This is a genomic window from Aestuarium zhoushanense, from assembly GCF_056431045.1.
In genome coordinates this window covers 643,775-660,618 of sequence record NZ_JBWKMA010000022.1, presented here as the reverse complement: position 1 = coordinate 660,618, position 16,844 = coordinate 643,775, and the positions used below count along the sequence as shown (strand labels likewise).

Here is a 16,844-nt window from a genome sequence, read left to right as displayed (position 1 = left end):
GCTTAGTCCTCTTCTGCGTTAATGCGGCGGGGCGGGGTGATGCCGTAACGGTCGAGTTTGGCGCGTAGGCCAACCCGTGACAGGCCTAATTCGGTCGCCGCACGGCTTTTGTTCCATTTCAGGCGTGTGAGCGTTTCGCGCAAAATCCGCATTTCGATCAGTTCAACGCGGTCTTTGAGCGTGCCTTCAGAGGTCAGCACCTCTTCGGCGCGACGATCCGCGCCATCCTCTGACGGATCAGCCTGAAGGATATGACGCGAGATCAGTTCAGGGCCGAGCACGGGTTCCTGCGCAAAGATCAACATGCGCGTGACCTCGTTTTCGAGTTCCTTGAGGTTGCCGGGCCAATCGTAGTTTTCCAGAAATTCCAGAGCGGTATCCGCAAGGCCATGCACAGGTTTGCCGTGCGATTGCGCTGCCTCAAATAAGAGGTGCTGCGCCAAAACGGCGATGTCACCGACCCGTGCCCGCAGAGGTGGGATCGACAGTTCAGTGACGGCCAGCGCGTAGAACAGGTCCGAACGGAACAGCCCATCCGCCACCCGCGCCCGTAGGTCACAATGGGCGCCCGTAAGCAGTCGCATGTTCGTCGACAGCGTTTCGTGCCCGCCGATGGGTTGGAAGCTGCCTTCGGTCACGACGCGCAAGAGCGACAGTTGCAGTTCGGGCGACAGGGTTTCGACGCCGTTAAGGAAGAGCGTGCCGCGATCCGCTTTTTGCAAGAGGCCGATCTTGTTCGACTGAAGGCTGGGGATCGCGCCGCGCTTCGCGCCGAACAGCTCGAGCTCGACCATCTCCGACGACATGCCCGCGCAGTTCAGTTCAAAGAACGACCGATCAGAGCGGAGTGAGGTATAATGCATCGCCCGTGCGATCTGAGTTTTGCCGACGCCAGCCTCGCCTGTCAGCAAAACAGGCACGTCGAACGACGCGTATTGGCGGGCGGCAGTCAGAACGGGGTTCAGCGGCGAATTGGGCGACCGCAGGACGTTTTCAAAACCCAGCCCCTCGCGCAGCGCCTTGCGCTGTTTTTCGAGCTTCGATTCCATCGTTTGCCCGAGGTATTTCTGCTCGAGCGACATACGGTCGTTTTCGCGGGACAACTGGAACAGATGGCTCGCGTTTTTGGCGGTCATCAGAAGCTGATCAGGGTGCCACGGTTTGGTAACGAACTGATAGATGCCCGCCTCATTGATGGCGGCGATCATGTCGTTGGTCTCTGTATAGCCCGTGATGATGATCCGCACGGTTTCGGGCCAGCGGTTGCGGACCTCAGACAGAAATTCGACCCCAGTTTTGCCCGGCATCCGCTGGTCGCAAAAGATGACTTGGACGTAGTTGTCCTCCATCAGGGCCAGTGCCTCATCCGCATTGGCCGCGGTCAGACAGTCAAAGTCGTCCTCAAGCGCCATCCGCATAGAGGCAAGGCTATGCGCCTCGTCATCAATCAAAAGAACCGTGGGGAGGGTCATTCTGCGGCCCTCGGTTCGGATTTCGCCGCGAGCCGCGCGGTGAGCCAGCCGATCCACTGGTCCATGCCTTCGCCCGTGCGCGCCGAAACGCGGAGGATTTCGATGGTCGGGTTCACGCGGCGTAGGTTTTCCTCATAGAGGTCGAGGTCCACGTCGCAATGCGGGGCGAGGTCGATTTTGTTCAGGATCGCCACACGGGCGGCGGTGAACATATCGGGATATTTCAGCGGTTTATCTTCGCCCTCGGTGACCGAGAGGATCGCGACCTTGCAGTCCTCGCCCAGATCGAACGAGGCGGGGCAGACGAGGTTGCCGACGTTTTCGATAAAGAGGAACGAGCCTGCCGCGAGGTTCAAATGCTCCATCGCGTGGCCGATCATATGACCGTCGAGGTGGCAGCCCTTGCCCGTGTTCACTTGGATCGCGGGGGCGCCTATTGCGCGGATGCGGTCGGCATCGTTGGCAGTCTGCTGGTCGCCTTCAATCACCGCAAGTGGCGCGTTATCCAAGGCTTCGATGGTTTTGCACAGGAGGGTGGTTTTGCCTGACCCCGGTGAGGACACCAGATTGATCGCAAAGCACCCAAGATCCGCCAAGGCCGCACGATTTTCATCCGCGTAGCGGTCATTTTTGGCGAGGATATCCGTCTCGATCTCGATCAGGCGCTCTTGGGACATGCCTGGTACTTCGACGCCGGCAGGGCCGTGGCCAAAGTGGATATCGCCGTGATCGTGGTGGTGATGCCCGTGCCCGTGGTGATGGTGGTGGCCGTGATCATGATGGTGGTTACCTTCGAGTTTTGCATCGCCGCAACCGCAAACTGTGCACATTATTCCACCTCCAAATCTTTGATCCGCATTTCGTCGCCCCCTTGGGGCATCAATTTCCCGCCGCCACAGTCAGGGCAGGGGTCCAGTCTATTGTCGATCTCGACCTCTTTCATGCAGTCGTAGCAGAGCGCCCGACCGGGGAGGTCAATCATAATAAGTTCCGCGTTTTCCGCGACGGACCCGCGCATCACCACGTCAAAGGCAAAGCTCAACGCGCCTTTTTCCACGCCTGCAAAGCGACCGATTTCCACGCGCACCTTGGTCACGGGGCGGTCTGTCGCGTTTTCGATCACGCTGCGGATGCCTTCGCAGAGGGACATTTCATGCATGATCGGCCTCTTGAACGGTGACGGGGATACAGGGATCCAGAATATCCAAAAGCAACGGCGCAAGGCCAGCGTCGGTTAAGGACGCGAGCGATCTGTCCAAGACGCCACCTTTGGCGAGCAGGTGATCCGTCGGGGTAATCCGTGTCAGATCGGTGACATGCCCGTTCGATATGCCGATCCGCAGGCCATAGTCGCCACGTGGGGCGCTGACGATGGTACCAAAGGCGGTGCGGCGCGGGGATGGATACGGGCGGGTTAGATCAATCACGCGGCCCATCGTGCGCCAAAGCGGGCCGTAGCCGTAGTTTTCCGCGATTTGGATCATCAGGGGGTGATCGGCGTGACGACCTGCAACCGAATTTTCGACGGGTGCCTTTTTGAACATGGTGTCCACGCTGACCAAAGGCACGAGGCCCGTGTCGGCCATGCGGTTTGCAAAGGTGGTCTGGATCGTTGACAAGAGCGGGGCAATGCCATCGCCCGAGGTCATGAACGCCCGAAAATCAGCGAGCCGCCGTGGCACACCGTTCTGGCCAAAGCCCGCGCGGATGATTGCCGCTGCATCGCTCTGCCAGCCTTGGGGGAGGGCCGGGGAGCCGATGTTCAGCCGCGATGGGAGTGCGATGAATAGTTTCAGGGCGTGGTCGCGGATGGCTTCTTGGTGGGCGGCCTGCATCAGGTCGGGCGTTGTCGGCAGCCCAAGGGCCAACCGTGCGCCAAGCTCTTGCGCCCCACGGCAGAGGTTGAACAGACGCGGCAAGGTTTCCGCCGCATCCAGCGCTGTGCGCCCGCGCAACAATTCACCCACCGGAAGCTCCGGCGTTGCGGTGACTGTATATCGTGCGCGGGTCTGGATCATTATTCGGCCTCGGTCGCCATATCTGACGCCATGCCAGCGGTGATCACCTTGCGGCGGGACGGAGCCATGTCGATTTCAGGTTCCTCGGCCTCTGGCGGGTTGAGTTCTGCCTCGCGCGCGGCGCGGATATCTTCGCGGCGGTCCGTTTCTGCGCGGTTCTCTTCTTTGAAGAGTTCCGTCAGGACAGCGCGGGCCACATCGACCGCTTGGGCTTGGGTGTTGAAGTCCCCCATCGGAGAGAACAGCGAACAGGCCTTATAGCCGCCCGATTGTTCGCGAACGTTATGGATGAATTCGTAATTGCCCGATGGAAACGCGATGGTTTCCTTAGCGCCGACGGTGAGGGTCGACCAATCCTCGCCCTCGGCAGGCAAGAGGAACAGGTTCATGAACCACGGGGTGATTAGCACGCCCAATGGTCGGCCCTCATAGCGGTGAAAGCCAACGGCCTGCACATGCAGCACCTTGTTCACCAAGGGCACGTCCCGCATTTTCGCATGCCAGATTTCGCGGAAATCGGCCTCAAGCGCGGCAGAGACGGCGGCCATGTCATTGGCGTCTTTGACGCTATCTGCACCGGGGTCTTCGAGGACCATGAATTGTTCCTTGGGAGCGGAACAGTTGGGGCAGGACCAATCATGCGGCAGGTCGATAAAGGCCGTGCCGGGTTCGATCTGACGGTAATCGTCGCCATCCGCTGGGTCATAGGGGGTCCAGCAGATTTTACATTCCATGATCGCGGCGCGGCTGATCTTGTCCATCGCGCCGAGGAATGATCCCTCGAACCCGCTCATGCCAGTGTCTCCATCACGTCGCGGATGCGGGCGTCGCTGTCGCGGAGGTCCTCGTCTGCGGCGAGCGCGACTTCGGGCATGTCGGTGACTTCGAACGTGTCGAGGATCAGCGTGTCCATGGAGTTAAAGAACTGTACCCGCCAGACCTTGCTCAACGCGGTCGCGGTGACGCGGCAGTTGCCGTAGCCACGGGACAGGATCGTCACGGCCCCTTCGCCGAGGGCAGCGTCCAACCACTCCAGATCGCCTTCGGTGTGGGGCAGGAGGGTCAGGTTGATCACATGCGGGATTTGACCCTTCTGGTAGCTCGCCGATTTATCCATCAGCTCGGCCAATAGCGCAGGCGCGTTGGCGATGGTCGATGGTTTCGGGGCTGCGGTCAAAAGCGCGGGTTTGTGTGGGGTGTGGGCGCGCTCAATGGCGATCGCAGGAATGGGGGCGACCTCTACACGGTCGACGCCTTCGCCTGCCATGAGCCAGACACCCGCAAAGAACGACTCCTGTGCACGGATCGCGGGGATACCACGAATGCGGAGCGAGACTTCACCTTCGCCCAAGGTGTCGGCCATGAATGCGCGGTTCGCCTGATCAAGACGCGATAGGTCATGGCTGCGGCTTTGCCCGTCAATCGCACAATCAGCACATGATTTGGCGATGTCGTGCATCAGCGCGGTGCCAGCTGCAACGCGGGTTGGATCGTCGATCTCTGGCGTGTGCGGGGAATAGGTCCGCATGTCCTGCGGCATGACGGTGTACTGTAGCTCGTCATCCTCAGCCAAGGGCTGGGAGCCAGGGCCAAAGCCGGTCGGGGGCATTACGAAATTCGACATGATCAGGCTCCTTCAGGGTGTAGCGCGAGGATTTGGGGGATGCGGGACATGTAGTCGTCCCAGTCGCGGACCTTTGGGATCGAACCCAAGACCACGCCTTCGCGGTAAAAGACGAGTGCGGGTGTTTTGAACACGCCTGCGGCCTCTTTGGCGGCGTCTTCGAATTCGGTCGCGACGACGGCGCAGTCGAACGCGCCTTGGAAGGTCATTTTCAGTTCAGGCAGAACCACAGCCACATCGGTGGTTTCGAGGTTGCGGACGGGGTCGCCCGTGATGAACACGCAATGCACGCCTTCGCCCCGAGTGTATTCGGTCAGGTCTTGGGTCGTGTTCAGGACGGGGTAGCCAAATTCGGAGGTCAGTCGGTCGATTAACGGATGGGTCATTGCGGCCTCATGCAGTCGATTTGCCATCCGCGAGCGCGGCGGCGAGGTGAGGGGGGAGTTGCGGTTCACGGGCGTTCAGGTCGGCAAAGGCTTCACCCAGATCGCCGCCCTGCATGATGGAGCGCAGCCCATTCAATGCAGCGGTGATTTTTTCGGCCTCGTCGGCAGAGATGATGTCGCGGGCTGCGCCGAGGAACGTCAGGAGCCACGTTCCAGCGGGTACGTCACCGACCAGCGACAGGTCGATTAATTCGATCCGTTCGCCGTCCGTGCAGGTCGCGGCGATGCCTTCGGTGCCGATGACTTTCATCGGGACCCCGACGCACATTATTCGACCTCCGCAGGGAGGAAGCGTTCGTCGCCATAGCGGTAGGCTTCGTCCTCGGACGGGCGGCCATCTTCATAGGCGGAACGCAGGATGGATTTGTCCGCGAGGAGCGATTTGTCACCTTCGCCACGGGTCGGGACGATCTGCAGTTTGGCGAGTTTATCGAGCGCCACTTTGATCGCGGGTTCGATCTGTGCGGCAACAATTTCGCGGAGCCCGCCGCCGTAGTCCTCTAGTTCTTCGGGTTGGCAACCGATCAGCAAAAGGTCGGGCGGGCAGTAGCCCATCAACCGCGCCGTCGCGATTACATCCTGAAAACCCGTCTGGTGCAGCGACATCTTTTTCGCGCCCATAAAGGCGGGAACTTCGTCGCCTTCGACGATCTTCATCGTGCCCGGTTCGAGGCCGTAATCGACCGCATCAAAGACGATCAGAACATCGGCTTCTTCGAGGAAGGGCAGAAGATAGAGGCCTTGCGTGCCGCCATCCAAGAGGCGCACGTTGTCAGGAAAGGCCCACTGATCTGCCATACGTTCGACGCAGCGGACGCCAAAGCCTTCGTCGGCCCACAGAACGTTACCGATGCCTAGAATGAGCACACGTTGTGCCATCCAACCCTCCCTGATGATGTCCCCTCTAGCCGGAATCATGGTTACCGACTGTTCGCCTAAGTGAGAGTAACGCTTTCAATTTGCGGCGGTGAGAGAAAATACATTCTCGGATATTTCGTTTTAAGTGACTGTTTTATAGTTAAATTTCTGTATGCAATGGGATGCTATGCTGCAGCATAGTGGAAAGTAGGTTTTCGACCTCATGTATATTTGGAAATCAAGTGTTCACAAAGAAAAACGGGCGACGAAGCGCCCGTTTCTGTCCTGAATAAGGATGGGATTATTCTGGACGGTCGTCTTTGAAGGTCCGCGTGCCAGAGATCATGGTGGAGACCATCGACTGGCGCGACAGGATGTCTTCACGGATTGCAGCGTAGATGTGAATGATCATGAAAATCACGATGAACCACATGCCCAGATGGTGAACAGAATGCAGGATCTGCGTGTTCCCAACCCAACCGATCAACCAGCCCATCAGGTTGTGCGAGAGCGAACCCGCCTGTGCACCTTCTGCATAGAGCGCCCAGCCTGTCAGGATCATGAACGTGATCCCGAGCGTCATGAAAAAGAACATGGCGATCTGTGCCAGAGGGTTGTGGCCGACGTACTTCTTTGGCTCCGCTTCGAGGAAGAGATACCATTTGAGTTCGAACACGACCTCTTTCCACCAGCGTTTGTTCAGGATGGGAACGTAGAACAATTGCTTTGCGTGGTGGTTGCCGACAAAGGCCCAATAGATGCGGGCAAAGAACCCGACTGTTAGGATTTGTGCGGCGGCAAAGTGGCCAAAGCGGATGTAGCCCATGACGAACTGATGGGTGGCCTCGGCAAAGGTCATGGTCGGCAGGGGCGAGGCGATAAACCAGCCTGTTCCGATCAGAACCATGATGCAGAGCGCATTGACCCAGTGCCACAGACGCACAGGCCATTCGTAGACAAAGACCGATGTTCTGCGGCGGATGCTGTCGATGTCCTGCGCGGTTGCGTCCCCCGTCAGGCGGGACGCTTCCAGAGGTTCGACCTCCATGTTTGGTGTGTGAATTGACTGATCAGCCATGGATCACTCCTTCCGAAGGTAGGAGCGAACACCGTAGAGAACCGCAGCCAATGCAATCACACCTAGCCCGTGAAGGGGCGACAGGGTCCAATGCGCGATACCGTCGCCAAGTGCGGCATCGTGGCCCGTATGCGCCACCGCTGTGGTGGCGCTCAGGGTGAGAAGTGCAGTCGCGAGTTTTTTCATTGTCCGATCCTCCCTTTAGCGGACTTTGACGGTGGTGAGTTCCTCACCATCGGGCGACATAACGTGGGTCGAACACGCAAGGCATGGGTCAAAGCTGTGCAGAGTGCGCAGGATTTCGACCGGCTCTTCGGGACGTTCCATTTTGGTGTTCATCAGAGCGGCCTCAAAGGCGCCGATGTTGCCTTGGGTGTCACGCGGCGAACCGTTCCAAGTGGTCGGAACAACGCACTGGTAGTTTTCGATGCGACCATCTTTGACTTTGATCCAGTGACCCAACGCACCACGTGGTGCTTCGGTCATGCCAACGCCCATAGCTTCTTTGGGCCATGTCGACGGGTCCCATTTCGCCACGTTTGCAGTGCTTTCGTCGCCGTTTTTGATATTGGTGACGAGCTTGTCGAAGAAGTGCTTCTGCAAGCGACCACAGTATTCCGACTCCAGTGCGCGCGCCGCCGTGCGGCCAAGGGTCGAGAAGATCGCAGGCAGCGGCAGGTCCATCGTGCGCAGCAGGCCATCAACTTGGTTTTTGATGTCCTCATGGCCTTTGGCGTAGCCGACGACGTAGCGAGCCAGCGGGCCAACTTCCATCGCGTGACCTTTCCAGCGGGGCGCTTTGATCCACGAATATTTCGCAGCTTCGTCGAGCTCTTGGATGTTGGTGCGTGTGCCTTTGGCGTTCGGGCCGAGTTCGTATTTCGGCTCAGTCACGCCATCCCATGGGTGGAGACCCATGCCCGGTTCTGCGTATTCGTACCACGAGTGGTCAACGAATTCCTGAACCTGTTCAGGGTCGCGCACGTCTACATCATGAACGACCGACAGGTCGCCATTGATGATCGCGCCGCGCGGCAGGTGAAGCTGATCCGCAGAGAAATCGTTCGGATGCTCTGGGATGTCGCCATAGGCAAGGCAGGCTTGCGACGACAGACCGCCACCGTAGAGCCAGTTTTTGTAGAAGCCACCGATGGCGACAACATCAGGCAGGTAAACGTTTTTGTTGAACTCGATGCACTTGTCGATGATCGACGACACGAGGTTCAGACGTTCCATGTTGATCGCGCCAACAGCGCCCGTCGAGTGGACGTTGATCGGGCAAGGAACGCCCCCAACGAGCCAGTTCGGGTGCGGGTTCTTACCGCCAAAAATCGTGTGAATTTTCACGATTTCTTTTTGCAGGTCGAGCGCTTCGAGGTAGTGGGTGGTTGCCATAAGGTCTGCTTCTGGCGGCAGTTTATATGCAGGGTTGTCCCAATAGCCGTTCTTAAAGATGCCGAGCTGGCCAGATTCCACGAATTGTTTCAGGCGGTTCTGAACATCGCGGAAATAGCCGGGGCTCGACAGCGGGTGGTTCGGTGACACCATCTGTTGCAGTTCCGAGGTCGCCTTGGGGTCAGCGCGCAGAGCGTTGACAGGGTTCACCCAGTCCAGCGCGTGCAGGTGGTAGAAGTGCACGATGTGGTCGTGGATCTGCAGGTTCAACTGCATGATGTTACGAATGGAGTTCGCGTTGTCAGGGATGGTGATCCCCAGCGCGTCCTCTACCGCACGGACCGAGGTCAGCGCGTGGGTGCCTGTGCAGACGCCGCAAATCCGTTCGGTGAACGCCCAAGCGTCACGCGGGTCGCGACCCTTGAGGATCACTTCCAGACCGCGCCACATGGTGCCTGTTGAAACCGCGTTGCGGATGATGCCTTCGTCGTCCACGTTCACTTCGCAGCGCATGTGGCCTTCGATGCGGGTCACGGGGTCGACGACGATACGTTTGCCCGATGTGTCGAGGTCAAAGCCGTTAGGGGTGGTGACCATGGCTTATGCCTCCTCTTTCTTGTCTTGAGTCTTGCGCTGCGCGGCCTTGAGCGCGGACACGGCCGCATGGGCCGCAACGCCCGCGCCAACAACGCCAGCGGCGGTCATGCCGATTTTGTCTGCGTTGGCTTCGATCCCGAACTGGGTCAGATCGGTGACGCGGTTGTAGAACGAGCCCTGATCCCAGAACCCATCCTCGGAACAACCGATACAGCCGTGACCGGATTGGATCGGGAACGAGACACCTTCGTTCCAACGCACGGTCGAACAGGCGTTGTAGGTGGTCGGGCCTTTGCAACCCATCTTGTAAAGGCAGAAGCCTTTGCGTGCGTTGTCATCGTCCCAATGTTCGACAAACTGACCCGCGTCAAAATGCGGACGGCGGTAGCATTTGTCGTGGATACGCTGGCCGTAGAACATCGCCGGACGACCTTGGCGGTCAAGTTCGGGCAGACGGTCGAAGGTCAGCATATAGGTGATGACGCCCGTCATAACTTCGGCGATGGGCGGACAGCCCGGAACCTTGATGATCGGTTTGTCGGTGATGACCTTGTGAACGGGTGTGGCCTGTGTCGGGTTCGGCTTTGCTGCCTGAACACAGCCATAGGACGCACAAGCGCCCCAAGAAATAACCGCTTTCGCGTGTTGGGCCGCGTGTTTCAGCTGTTCGACGAAGGGCTTACCGCCGACGATGCAGAACATACCGTCCTCGTTCAGAGGCGGGTTGCCCTCAACGGCGAGGATGTAGTTGCCTTTGTATTTCTCGATCGTTTCTTCCAACGCGGCTTCGGCGTGGTGCCCTGCGGCAGCCATCAGCGTTTCCGAATAGTCGAGAGAGATCATCGACAGAACGACGTCTTTGGCCAGCGGGTGCGCGCCACGGATAAAGGATTCCGAACAGCAGGTGCACTCTAGGCCGTTGACCCAGATCACAGGCGTGCGCGGTTTGGTTTCCATGGCGTGCGCGATCTGCGGCACGAACGACGGACCAAGGCCAAGTGCCGAGGCCGTCAGCGAGCAATATTTCATAAAGGAGCGGCGGGTGATCCCCTGCTTCCGCATCACTTCATAAAAGGTTTCGATTTGCGACAAATGACCCTCCCTCTTTGAATTCTGGCCCGTGCGAAAGACGCAATTCGGGCATTGTCCGTTTAGGATCGGGTGGATCAGGATCTTAAGGTAGGTAGTGAGTGCAAAATTCGCATACAGTGGAATACTGTATTTTTTCATGTGGTTAGTGTGATTTCGCTGCAATCGCGTCCGGTATGGCGATAACCGCCTAATCGTATAGGTGGTCAGATGCTTTGCGCTGCTGCGATCATCGCCTGACCCAAGGCGAGTCCCCCATCGTTGGCGGGAATCTCACGGTGGACGAGGGTGGGAATGCCCTCTAGCCGCGCCTTGGTCATCGTGAAAAGCGCAGCGTTTTGATAGCATCCACCAGAGAGCGCGACTGCCTCGACCTTGCCCTCTTCAAACAGGTCACGGGCGACATCGGCAAAGGCATGTGCGAGGCCGCGGTGGAAGTGGGTGGCGATCTCAGAGAGCGAAACACCTCGGCGTAGGTCGTCGCGGATTTGGCCCCAAATCGGTGATGGGTCGATCTGGCCGTTCTCGACACCGAACACATAGGCCCCGTCGATTGTGGGATCGACTAAGGCCTCTAAGGCCATCGCCGCCTCGCCCTCGTAACTTTGCGCCATCGGGCAGAGGCCCACAACCGCAGCCACCGCGTCAAAGAGCCGTCCTGCGCTCGACGACATTGGTGCGTTCAGTTCTTTGGAGACGGCGTGGCGGAGGATGTCGCGGGGGGCGTCGGGGAATAGTTCATCGGCCCAACCGCTCAGCCCTGCCTGATCCAGTCGTGCCATCGCGTTGCGCCAAGGTTCGCGGGCGGCCCGATCACCACCAGCCAGCGGGGCAGGGGTAATGCCACCCACCCGCGTGGCCGCGCGATACTCACCGAGGAGGACTTCTCCCCCCCAAAGTGTGCCATCAGGCCCCAATCCTGTGCCGTCCAATATGATCCCCGCCACGGGCCCACTCGACAGCGGCCAGCCGTTTTCAGCGAGGCAGGACGCGAGGTGGGCATGGTGGTGCCAAGCCTCGACCACGGGCAGTCCGAGCGTTTGCCCATAGCGCGTCGCCCGATACTCAGGGTGGGCATCAACGGCGACCACGGTCGGTTTATGGTCGAACAGGGCAGAGTAGTCCGTGACGGCTTTCTCAATTTCCTCTGCACATAAGACATCGTCTAGGTCACCGAGGTGATGTCCGAGCAGGGCCTCTCTGTTCTTCGTCAGACAAATTGCGCCCTTCATCTGGCCCCCAAGCGCGAGGACTTGGGGGGCGTCCTGAAACCCCTCTGGCAGCGGGATCGTGCTGGGAACACGGCCCCGCGCACGGCGCAAAACCATCGGTGGGGTCGCGCGTTCTACACTGTCGTCCAGTCGGCGGGCAATGTCGCGGTCATGCATCAAAAACGCATCGGCAAAGCGGCTCAGCTTTTCGCGGGCCTCATCGTTGCCGATCACCTGTGGCTCGCCCGAGAGGTTGCCAGAGGTCATCACCAGCGGTCGGCCCACTGCCTCGATCAACAGGTGATGCAGCGGCGTGTAGGGCAGCATCCAGCCCAGGTGGTTTTGCTGCGGGGCGAGGGCGTCTGGCAGGGCCTCGGCCTTGGGCAGTAGAACAATCGGCGCAGCAGGGTCGATCAAACGCGCGAGGTCGGCATCGGTGACACGGGCGTAACGGTGAATGGTGTCGAGTGTGGCCATCAGCGCCAGAGGCTTTGTCGGGCGGCGTTTCCGCTGGCGAAGTGTTTCGATAGCCGTAGCGTTCGTCGCGTCACAACAGAGGTGGAACCCGCCCAAGCCTTTGATCGCTACGATCTGCCCAGCCAAGATACGCTCCGCGGTGGCTGGGATTGCGTCACCATCGGGCTCTGCCCAGATACGCGGGCCGCAGGAGGGGCAGGCGATGGGTTGCGCGTGAAACCGACGGTCAGCGGGGTCCGCGTATTCGGCGGCGCAGTCGGGGCACATGGTAAAGGGCGCCATCGTGGTCTGGGCGCGGTCGTAGGGCAGCGCGTTCAGGATGGTGAAACGCGGCCCGCAGTGGGTGCAGTTGGTAAAGGCGTAACCCGCCCTGCGACCATCCCCGTGGATTTCGTCACAGCACGCGGGACAGGTGGCGGCATCAGGGGTGACGCGGGTCTCTGCGCCCTTTGCCCCGCTGGCCGCGATGGTAAAGCCAACGGGTGCATCATAGTCCGTTTCACTGACGTCTACCTGATCGATGCGGGACAGGGGCGGTTTCTCTGCGGTGATTGCAGTGATGAATTCGTCAGGTGCGGTGTCGCAGAGGATCAGAACACCCTCGGCGTCATTCAGGACTTCACCGTGCAGGCCGAACCGCTGGGCAAGTTGCCAAATGTGGGGCCGAAATCCGACGCCTTGGACCTGCCCGCGGACACGGATGCGCCAACCCATCAATGCACCGTGCAAACCATGCAAGGGTCAAAGCTGCGCACGATGTGTTGGACCGCGATCGGGGTTTCTTCGCCGTCGCGGACGGGTGCGCCGACCAATGCGGACTCGACAGGACCAGCGTTCCCTTCCTGATCACGTGGGCTAAAGTTCCACGTGGTCGGCGCGATGATCTGGTAGCCTGTGATCTTGCCACCGTCGAAATTCAGCCAATGGCCCAAGGCACCCCGCGCGGCCTCAACCAGACCTTCGCCTGTGCCTGAGGCGGGCATGTCCCAGTGCCCCATAAACCGATCCTTGGGGTCGATCTGAGCTGCCAAATCTTCGAGAAGCATTTGCGTGCGGGCGATCTCAATCAGTCGCCCCGCGACACGGGCAAAGGCCGAGGGGTGCCCCGCCAGATCACGGGCCAAAGGGTTCGCGTCGATAATCTGTCGCGCCAACGCACCTGTTTCAACGGTTTGGCCGTTCAGACGTGGGGCCTTGCACCAGCTATACGCCGCGTCGCGCATGTCTTCGTCTGGTTCGGTCGTGCCGTCGCGGGGATGCGCAGTATCGCCGAGCATCCATGCGTGGCTCAGGTCCTCGGTGATCTGTGTGGTGTCGACGGGGCTAAGGGTGCCGTCCCAAGTGCCCGCCTTGAACGCCCGACGATCTGGCAGTGGGTAGGCGCCAAAGGACATGAACCGTCCTGGTCCAAAGCCCATATCATCCAGCCCAACCGCCTGCGCGATCCTGATAAAGAGGCCAGCATCTCCTGTGGTCCAATTCAACAGATCGTCCTTACGGCTAAGCGCGGCAAAGGTTTCGACAGGGGCACCAAAGAGTGTCGTTTCCAGATGACGCCGGAAGCTCCGCAGCGCGGTCTGGATGCGCACCTTATCCGATGTGGTCGGCGTCTTTGTCACGCCTGCGGGCTGGATGGCGAGGGTATGGGGCCACTTGCCCCCTAAAAGCCCGACGATGTGCAAAAGCTCTGCCCGCGCGGTCACGGCATCGCGGGCGGCTGAGCCTTCCATTGCTGTGAACCGTGCGACCGCCTGATCATGCCAAGGTTCGGCGCTATACACGGGGCGGGCAAAGTCGGGCATGTAAAAGAGGTTAAAGTGCGTCACATGATCAGCGAGGTTTTCAACCGCATGTAGGATCGCGGCGATCAGCATCCCTTGGGGTGGCATCACAGCGCCTGATGCATCGGCGAGGGCAAAGGCCGCTGCCGCCGACTGGCTGATCGAACAAATCCCGCAAATCCGAGGGGTGATCGTCAGTGCATCGCGTGGGTCCTTGCCCATGAGCATCATTTCAAACCCACGGAACAGGGGCGAGTTCGTGTAGGCCGCAGCGACAGCACCGTCCCGCACCTCCAAACGAATTTCGAGGTCCCCTTCGACACGGTTAAACGGGCCGACGATCAGGCTGCGGTCTGTCATTTCTTGGGCGTCCTGATGGTGGGTGGGATGGTCACGCGGTCGCTTGTCGCGTTGGTGCCAATCCTGTCTGGTGTTGCGGCCTTGGACAGAGAGGCCAGCGCCATGAACCATGCCTTGGGCATGTCAGAGGGGAGGCCAACGGGAATGCCGGCGATTTTTGGGGTCTCGGTAAAGCTGTGGCGGGGTTCTTCGAATTCGGGCGCGGTGCAGGCGATGCAGGGATAGCCCCCGCGTGTGCAGGAACCAGCGCCGTTCCACGGGCGGATGTTGCAGTCACCGACGGCTTGGGTGCCGATGCAGCCCAAATGCTCCATCATACAGCCGATCTGGCTGAGTTCCTTGGCCGAGGCTTTGTATTCGTAGAATTCGTTCTTTGTGCAGCCATGGTGGACGAGGTGATCGGCAAAGAACCGTGGCCGCGCGTAGCTGTCTAGATCAGCAGGCGTGAGCGCGTCATCGGCCAGCATCAAAAGCGTCTCAGTCACCCAGTCAGGATGCATCGGGCAGCCAGAGATATTGATGACGGGCAGTCCACCTTTACCGACAAAGCCCGACGGGAGGATGCCGCCCGCATGCGTGCCATCGAACTGCAACCCGACCGCATCCGACGGGTTCCCGCCTGCAGTTGTCACGCCACCAAAGGCCGCACAGCTACCCACGGCGATCACATGCCGCGCGAGAGGGGCAAGCGATTGCACCCAGTCCATCATGCTACGGCCTGTGCCCGATAGCATTTGATACCGCCCTGTGTTGCGCGGACCACGTGCGATAGCGCCTTCGACACACAGGATATCGAGCGGGATCTCCTCCGCTTCAACCTGCGCCAAGAGGCGGCGCACCTCGTCGCCAGAGGCGACAGAGAGGGCAGGGTGCCAGATAAATTTGATGCCCGCGCCACCCAAAAGGTCGAAAACATTCGGATTTTCAGCGCAGAGGAGCGACATCGTGCAGCCACCGCAGCCCGACGCCTGAAGCCAGAGAACGTTCATTCCCCACCTCGTTTCAGTGAGAGACGGAAACAGGCACCGCGTTCAGATGGACAGAGTTGCAACTGCCCCCCGTGTTCCTCTGCGATCTTGTGAGAGATCGACAGGCCGAGGCCCGTTCCTTTGCCCACGGGTTTGGTGGTGAAAAACGGGTCAAAGATGGACCCTGCGATGTCGGGCCCGATCCCAGGACCATTGTCCGCGACCTGAACAAAGACGTGATCGCCGTCTTGGCCCAAGGTGATCTGGATGTGTGGGTCCTCTGTGCCTTCAACCGCATCGAGCGCGTTTTGCACGAGGTTCATAATGACCTGTTGCACGTGACCGACGCGCCCGTTCGCCGAAAGGGTCAGGGGCGCATTGGTGACAATCGGCGCAGGGGTTTTCATCCCGCGCACGACCCAATGGGTTGCCACGCGTGTTGTTTCAACCAAATCGAAATTGGCAAATTCGCCTGTGCCGTCTGCGGATAGCCTGCGCAGATCCTCAACAATGTCGCGGACCCGTTCGGAGCCGTCCCGTGCACCGTCAATCGCGGTGCGCATATTCGCCAGTTCACGGTCGAGCCGCAGTTCCTTGCGCAACTCGATCAGTTCCGCCCGCGACGCCCCCGCCTGCACCTGTTCGAAATAGGTCACAAACCGCGCCACGTATTTTTCTAAGGCATGGGTGTTGGCGTAGATGAACGAAATCGGGTTGTTGAGTTCGTGCGCAACGCCTGCGAGCAACCGACCCAGAGACGCCAGCTTTTCGTTGCGAACAAGGTGGGCTTGGGCCTCTTGCAATGCGCGGTGGCTTTCGGCGAGTTCGGAATAGGCCTGACGCAGTTCGCCCACAGGGCGCCCGATCAGCACCGCGCCAAGGCTTTTGCCGCGTTCCCCAATGCGAGGGGTGATCGACAAGTCAATCGGGGTCGGGCCAGCCGAGGTGGGCAATTCCGTCTCAAACCGAACGGATTTTCGGTTTTGCACGACCTTTTGTACGGCTTGATGCAGTGCGGCATCTGACGTGAGATCAGCCAAAGGGCGGCCCCGCACACTGGCAGGGTCGAGGCCCAAGAGCATTTGGAACGACCCCGCCGCCTGTTCGATCAATCCGTCCCGATCGACAACGATCAAAACGTCCGACACCGAGGCAAAGACCGAGGCCATAAAGCCGCGCATTTCATCAAGTTCGGCGTTCCGAACCTCTAGCTCGCTTTGGTAGCTGACCAGCTCTGCGTAGGTTTTATCGACGGCCCGCAGCACATCGACCCATGCCTCATCGGACACGGGCGTTTGTCCACCGCTCAGGTCATGGGTGTCGATCACGCGAGGCTCCTCTTTGGGATAGCTTAGCGAGTTTGCAGGCCACGTCAAAGGAGAGCCCGCGTGAATTCATAGACTTATGGTCGAATAGGACGCGTCCCTGCAAAGTGACCATGCAGAGACGTGGTCATGTGATCAGGTGGTG

The 16,844-nt window shown here is 59.7% G+C and carries 17 protein-coding genes; all 17 read right to left on the bottom strand.

Features of this window, described 5'->3' with window-relative positions; translation table 11 throughout:
* Positions 1 to 2: 2 nt before the first annotated feature.
* Positions 3 to 1,472, bottom strand: a complete 1,470-nt coding sequence (locus tag AC07ED_RS10715; protein ID WP_105235773.1) for a sigma-54-dependent transcriptional regulator — start codon at positions 1,470 to 1,472, stop codon at positions 3 to 5.
* Positions 1,469 to 2,302, bottom strand: coding sequence for a hydrogenase nickel incorporation protein HypB (gene hypB / locus AC07ED_RS10710; RefSeq protein ID WP_105235772.1), 834 nt, complete (start codon positions 2,300 to 2,302; stop codon positions 1,469 to 1,471). The genes AC07ED_RS10715 and hypB overlap by 4 nt, the downstream gene beginning before the upstream one ends.
* Positions 2,302 to 2,631, bottom strand: coding sequence for a hydrogenase maturation nickel metallochaperone HypA/HybF (locus tag AC07ED_RS10705; RefSeq protein WP_105235771.1), 330 nt, complete (start codon positions 2,629 to 2,631; stop codon positions 2,302 to 2,304). The genes hypB and AC07ED_RS10705 overlap by 1 nt, the downstream gene beginning before the upstream one ends.
* Positions 2,624 to 3,490 carry a hydrogenase expression/formation protein HupK gene (locus tag AC07ED_RS10700; protein ID WP_105235770.1) on the bottom strand — a complete coding sequence of 289 codons (867 nt, stop codon included), beginning with the start codon at positions 3,488 to 3,490 and terminating at the stop codon, positions 2,624 to 2,626. Before AC07ED_RS10700 ends, AC07ED_RS10705 begins: the two co-directional genes overlap by 8 nt.
* Positions 3,490 to 4,284 (bottom strand): [NiFe]-hydrogenase assembly chaperone HybE, encoded by a 795-nt coding sequence (hybE, locus tag AC07ED_RS10695; RefSeq protein WP_105235769.1) that lies wholly within the window; start codon positions 4,282 to 4,284, stop codon positions 3,490 to 3,492. The genes AC07ED_RS10700 and hybE overlap by 1 nt, the downstream gene beginning before the upstream one ends.
* The gene (locus tag AC07ED_RS10690) at positions 4,281 to 5,114 is read right to left on the bottom strand and encodes a hydrogenase expression/formation protein (RefSeq protein WP_105235768.1); all 834 of its coding nucleotides are present in this window, start codon (positions 5,112 to 5,114) and stop codon (positions 4,281 to 4,283) included. Before AC07ED_RS10690 ends, hybE begins: the two co-directional genes overlap by 4 nt.
* Before the next feature lie 2 nt (positions 5,115 to 5,116).
* A complete protein-coding gene (locus AC07ED_RS10685; protein WP_105235767.1) occupies positions 5,117 to 5,500 on the bottom strand; it encodes a thioredoxin domain-containing protein in 384 nt (127 codons plus the stop codon).
* A gap of 7 nt (positions 5,501 to 5,507) precedes the next feature.
* Positions 5,508 to 5,828, bottom strand: coding sequence for a HypC/HybG/HupF family hydrogenase formation chaperone (locus tag AC07ED_RS10680; RefSeq protein ID WP_105235766.1), 321 nt, complete (start codon positions 5,826 to 5,828; stop codon positions 5,508 to 5,510).
* Positions 5,828 to 6,439, bottom strand: a complete 612-nt coding sequence (locus tag AC07ED_RS10675; RefSeq protein WP_105235765.1) for a HyaD/HybD family hydrogenase maturation endopeptidase — start codon at positions 6,437 to 6,439, stop codon at positions 5,828 to 5,830. Before AC07ED_RS10675 ends, AC07ED_RS10680 begins: the two co-directional genes overlap by 1 nt.
* A gap of 280 nt (positions 6,440 to 6,719) precedes the next feature.
* Positions 6,720 to 7,496, bottom strand: a complete 777-nt coding sequence (cybH, locus tag AC07ED_RS10670; RefSeq protein WP_105235764.1) for a Ni/Fe-hydrogenase, b-type cytochrome subunit — start codon at positions 7,494 to 7,496, stop codon at positions 6,720 to 6,722.
* Between the two features lie 3 nt (positions 7,497 to 7,499).
* Positions 7,500 to 7,682, bottom strand: a complete 183-nt coding sequence (locus tag AC07ED_RS10665; RefSeq protein ID WP_067550075.1) for a hypothetical protein — start codon at positions 7,680 to 7,682, stop codon at positions 7,500 to 7,502.
* A 15-nt stretch (positions 7,683 to 7,697) separates the two neighbouring features.
* The gene (locus AC07ED_RS10660; RefSeq protein ID WP_105235763.1) at positions 7,698 to 9,488 is read right to left on the bottom strand and encodes a nickel-dependent hydrogenase large subunit; all 1,791 of its coding nucleotides are present in this window, start codon (positions 9,486 to 9,488) and stop codon (positions 7,698 to 7,700) included.
* A gap of 3 nt (positions 9,489 to 9,491) precedes the next feature.
* Positions 9,492 to 10,580, bottom strand: coding sequence for a hydrogenase small subunit (locus AC07ED_RS10655; protein ID WP_067550071.1), 1,089 nt, complete (start codon positions 10,578 to 10,580; stop codon positions 9,492 to 9,494).
* Positions 10,581 to 10,783: 203 nt separating this feature from the next.
* Positions 10,784 to 12,979, bottom strand: coding sequence for a carbamoyltransferase HypF (hypF, locus tag AC07ED_RS10650; protein WP_105235762.1), 2,196 nt, complete (start codon positions 12,977 to 12,979; stop codon positions 10,784 to 10,786).
* Positions 12,979 to 14,406: a nickel-dependent hydrogenase large subunit gene (locus tag AC07ED_RS10645; protein WP_105235761.1), complete on the bottom strand. Its 1,428-nt coding sequence runs from the start codon at positions 14,404 to 14,406 to the stop codon at positions 12,979 to 12,981. The genes hypF and AC07ED_RS10645 overlap by 1 nt, the downstream gene beginning before the upstream one ends.
* Positions 14,403 to 15,395 carry an NADH-quinone oxidoreductase subunit B family protein gene (locus AC07ED_RS10640; protein WP_105235760.1) on the bottom strand — a complete coding sequence of 331 codons (993 nt, stop codon included), beginning with the start codon at positions 15,393 to 15,395 and terminating at the stop codon, positions 14,403 to 14,405. Before AC07ED_RS10640 ends, AC07ED_RS10645 begins: the two co-directional genes overlap by 4 nt.
* Positions 15,392 to 16,702: a sensor histidine kinase gene (locus AC07ED_RS10635; protein ID WP_245918067.1), complete on the bottom strand. Its 1,311-nt coding sequence runs from the start codon at positions 16,700 to 16,702 to the stop codon at positions 15,392 to 15,394. Before AC07ED_RS10635 ends, AC07ED_RS10640 begins: the two co-directional genes overlap by 4 nt.
* Positions 16,703 to 16,844: the final 142 nt, after the last annotated feature.

What these genes read in the sequence shown, in the direction of transcription:
- AC07ED_RS10715 (WP_105235773.1), bottom strand. Translation starts at nt 1,472, where the DNA reads ATGACCCTCCCCACGGTTCTTTTGATTGATGACGAGGCGCATAGCCTT.
- hypB (WP_105235772.1), bottom strand. Translation starts at nt 2,302, where the DNA reads ATGTGCACAGTTTGCGGTTGCGGCGATGCAAAACTCGAAGGTAACCAC.
- AC07ED_RS10705 (WP_105235771.1), bottom strand. Translation starts at nt 2,631, where the DNA reads ATGCATGAAATGTCCCTCTGCGAAGGCATCCGCAGCGTGATCGAAAAC.
- AC07ED_RS10700 (WP_105235770.1), bottom strand. Translation starts at nt 3,490, where the DNA reads ATGATCCAGACCCGCGCACGATATACAGTCACCGCAACGCCGGAGCTT.
- hybE (WP_105235769.1), bottom strand. Translation starts at nt 4,284, where the DNA reads ATGAGCGGGTTCGAGGGATCATTCCTCGGCGCGATGGACAAGATCAGC.
- AC07ED_RS10690 (WP_105235768.1), bottom strand. Translation starts at nt 5,114, where the DNA reads ATGTCGAATTTCGTAATGCCCCCGACCGGCTTTGGCCCTGGCTCCCAG.
- AC07ED_RS10685 (WP_105235767.1), bottom strand. Translation starts at nt 5,500, where the DNA reads ATGACCCATCCGTTAATCGACCGACTGACCTCCGAATTTGGCTACCCC.
- AC07ED_RS10680 (WP_105235766.1), bottom strand. Translation starts at nt 5,828, where the DNA reads ATGTGCGTCGGGGTCCCGATGAAAGTCATCGGCACCGAAGGCATCGCC.
- AC07ED_RS10675 (WP_105235765.1), bottom strand. Translation starts at nt 6,439, where the DNA reads ATGGCACAACGTGTGCTCATTCTAGGCATCGGTAACGTTCTGTGGGCC.
- cybH (WP_105235764.1), bottom strand. Translation starts at nt 7,496, where the DNA reads ATGGCTGATCAGTCAATTCACACACCAAACATGGAGGTCGAACCTCTG.
- AC07ED_RS10665 (WP_067550075.1), bottom strand. Translation starts at nt 7,682, where the DNA reads ATGAAAAAACTCGCGACTGCACTTCTCACCCTGAGCGCCACCACAGCG.
- AC07ED_RS10660 (WP_105235763.1), bottom strand. Translation starts at nt 9,488, where the DNA reads ATGGTCACCACCCCTAACGGCTTTGACCTCGACACATCGGGCAAACGT.
- hypF (WP_105235762.1), bottom strand. Translation starts at nt 12,979, where the DNA reads ATGGGTTGGCGCATCCGTGTCCGCGGGCAGGTCCAAGGCGTCGGATTT.
- AC07ED_RS10645 (WP_105235761.1), bottom strand. Translation starts at nt 14,406, where the DNA reads ATGACAGACCGCAGCCTGATCGTCGGCCCGTTTAACCGTGTCGAAGGG.
- AC07ED_RS10640 (WP_105235760.1), bottom strand. Translation starts at nt 15,395, where the DNA reads ATGAACGTTCTCTGGCTTCAGGCGTCGGGCTGCGGTGGCTGCACGATG.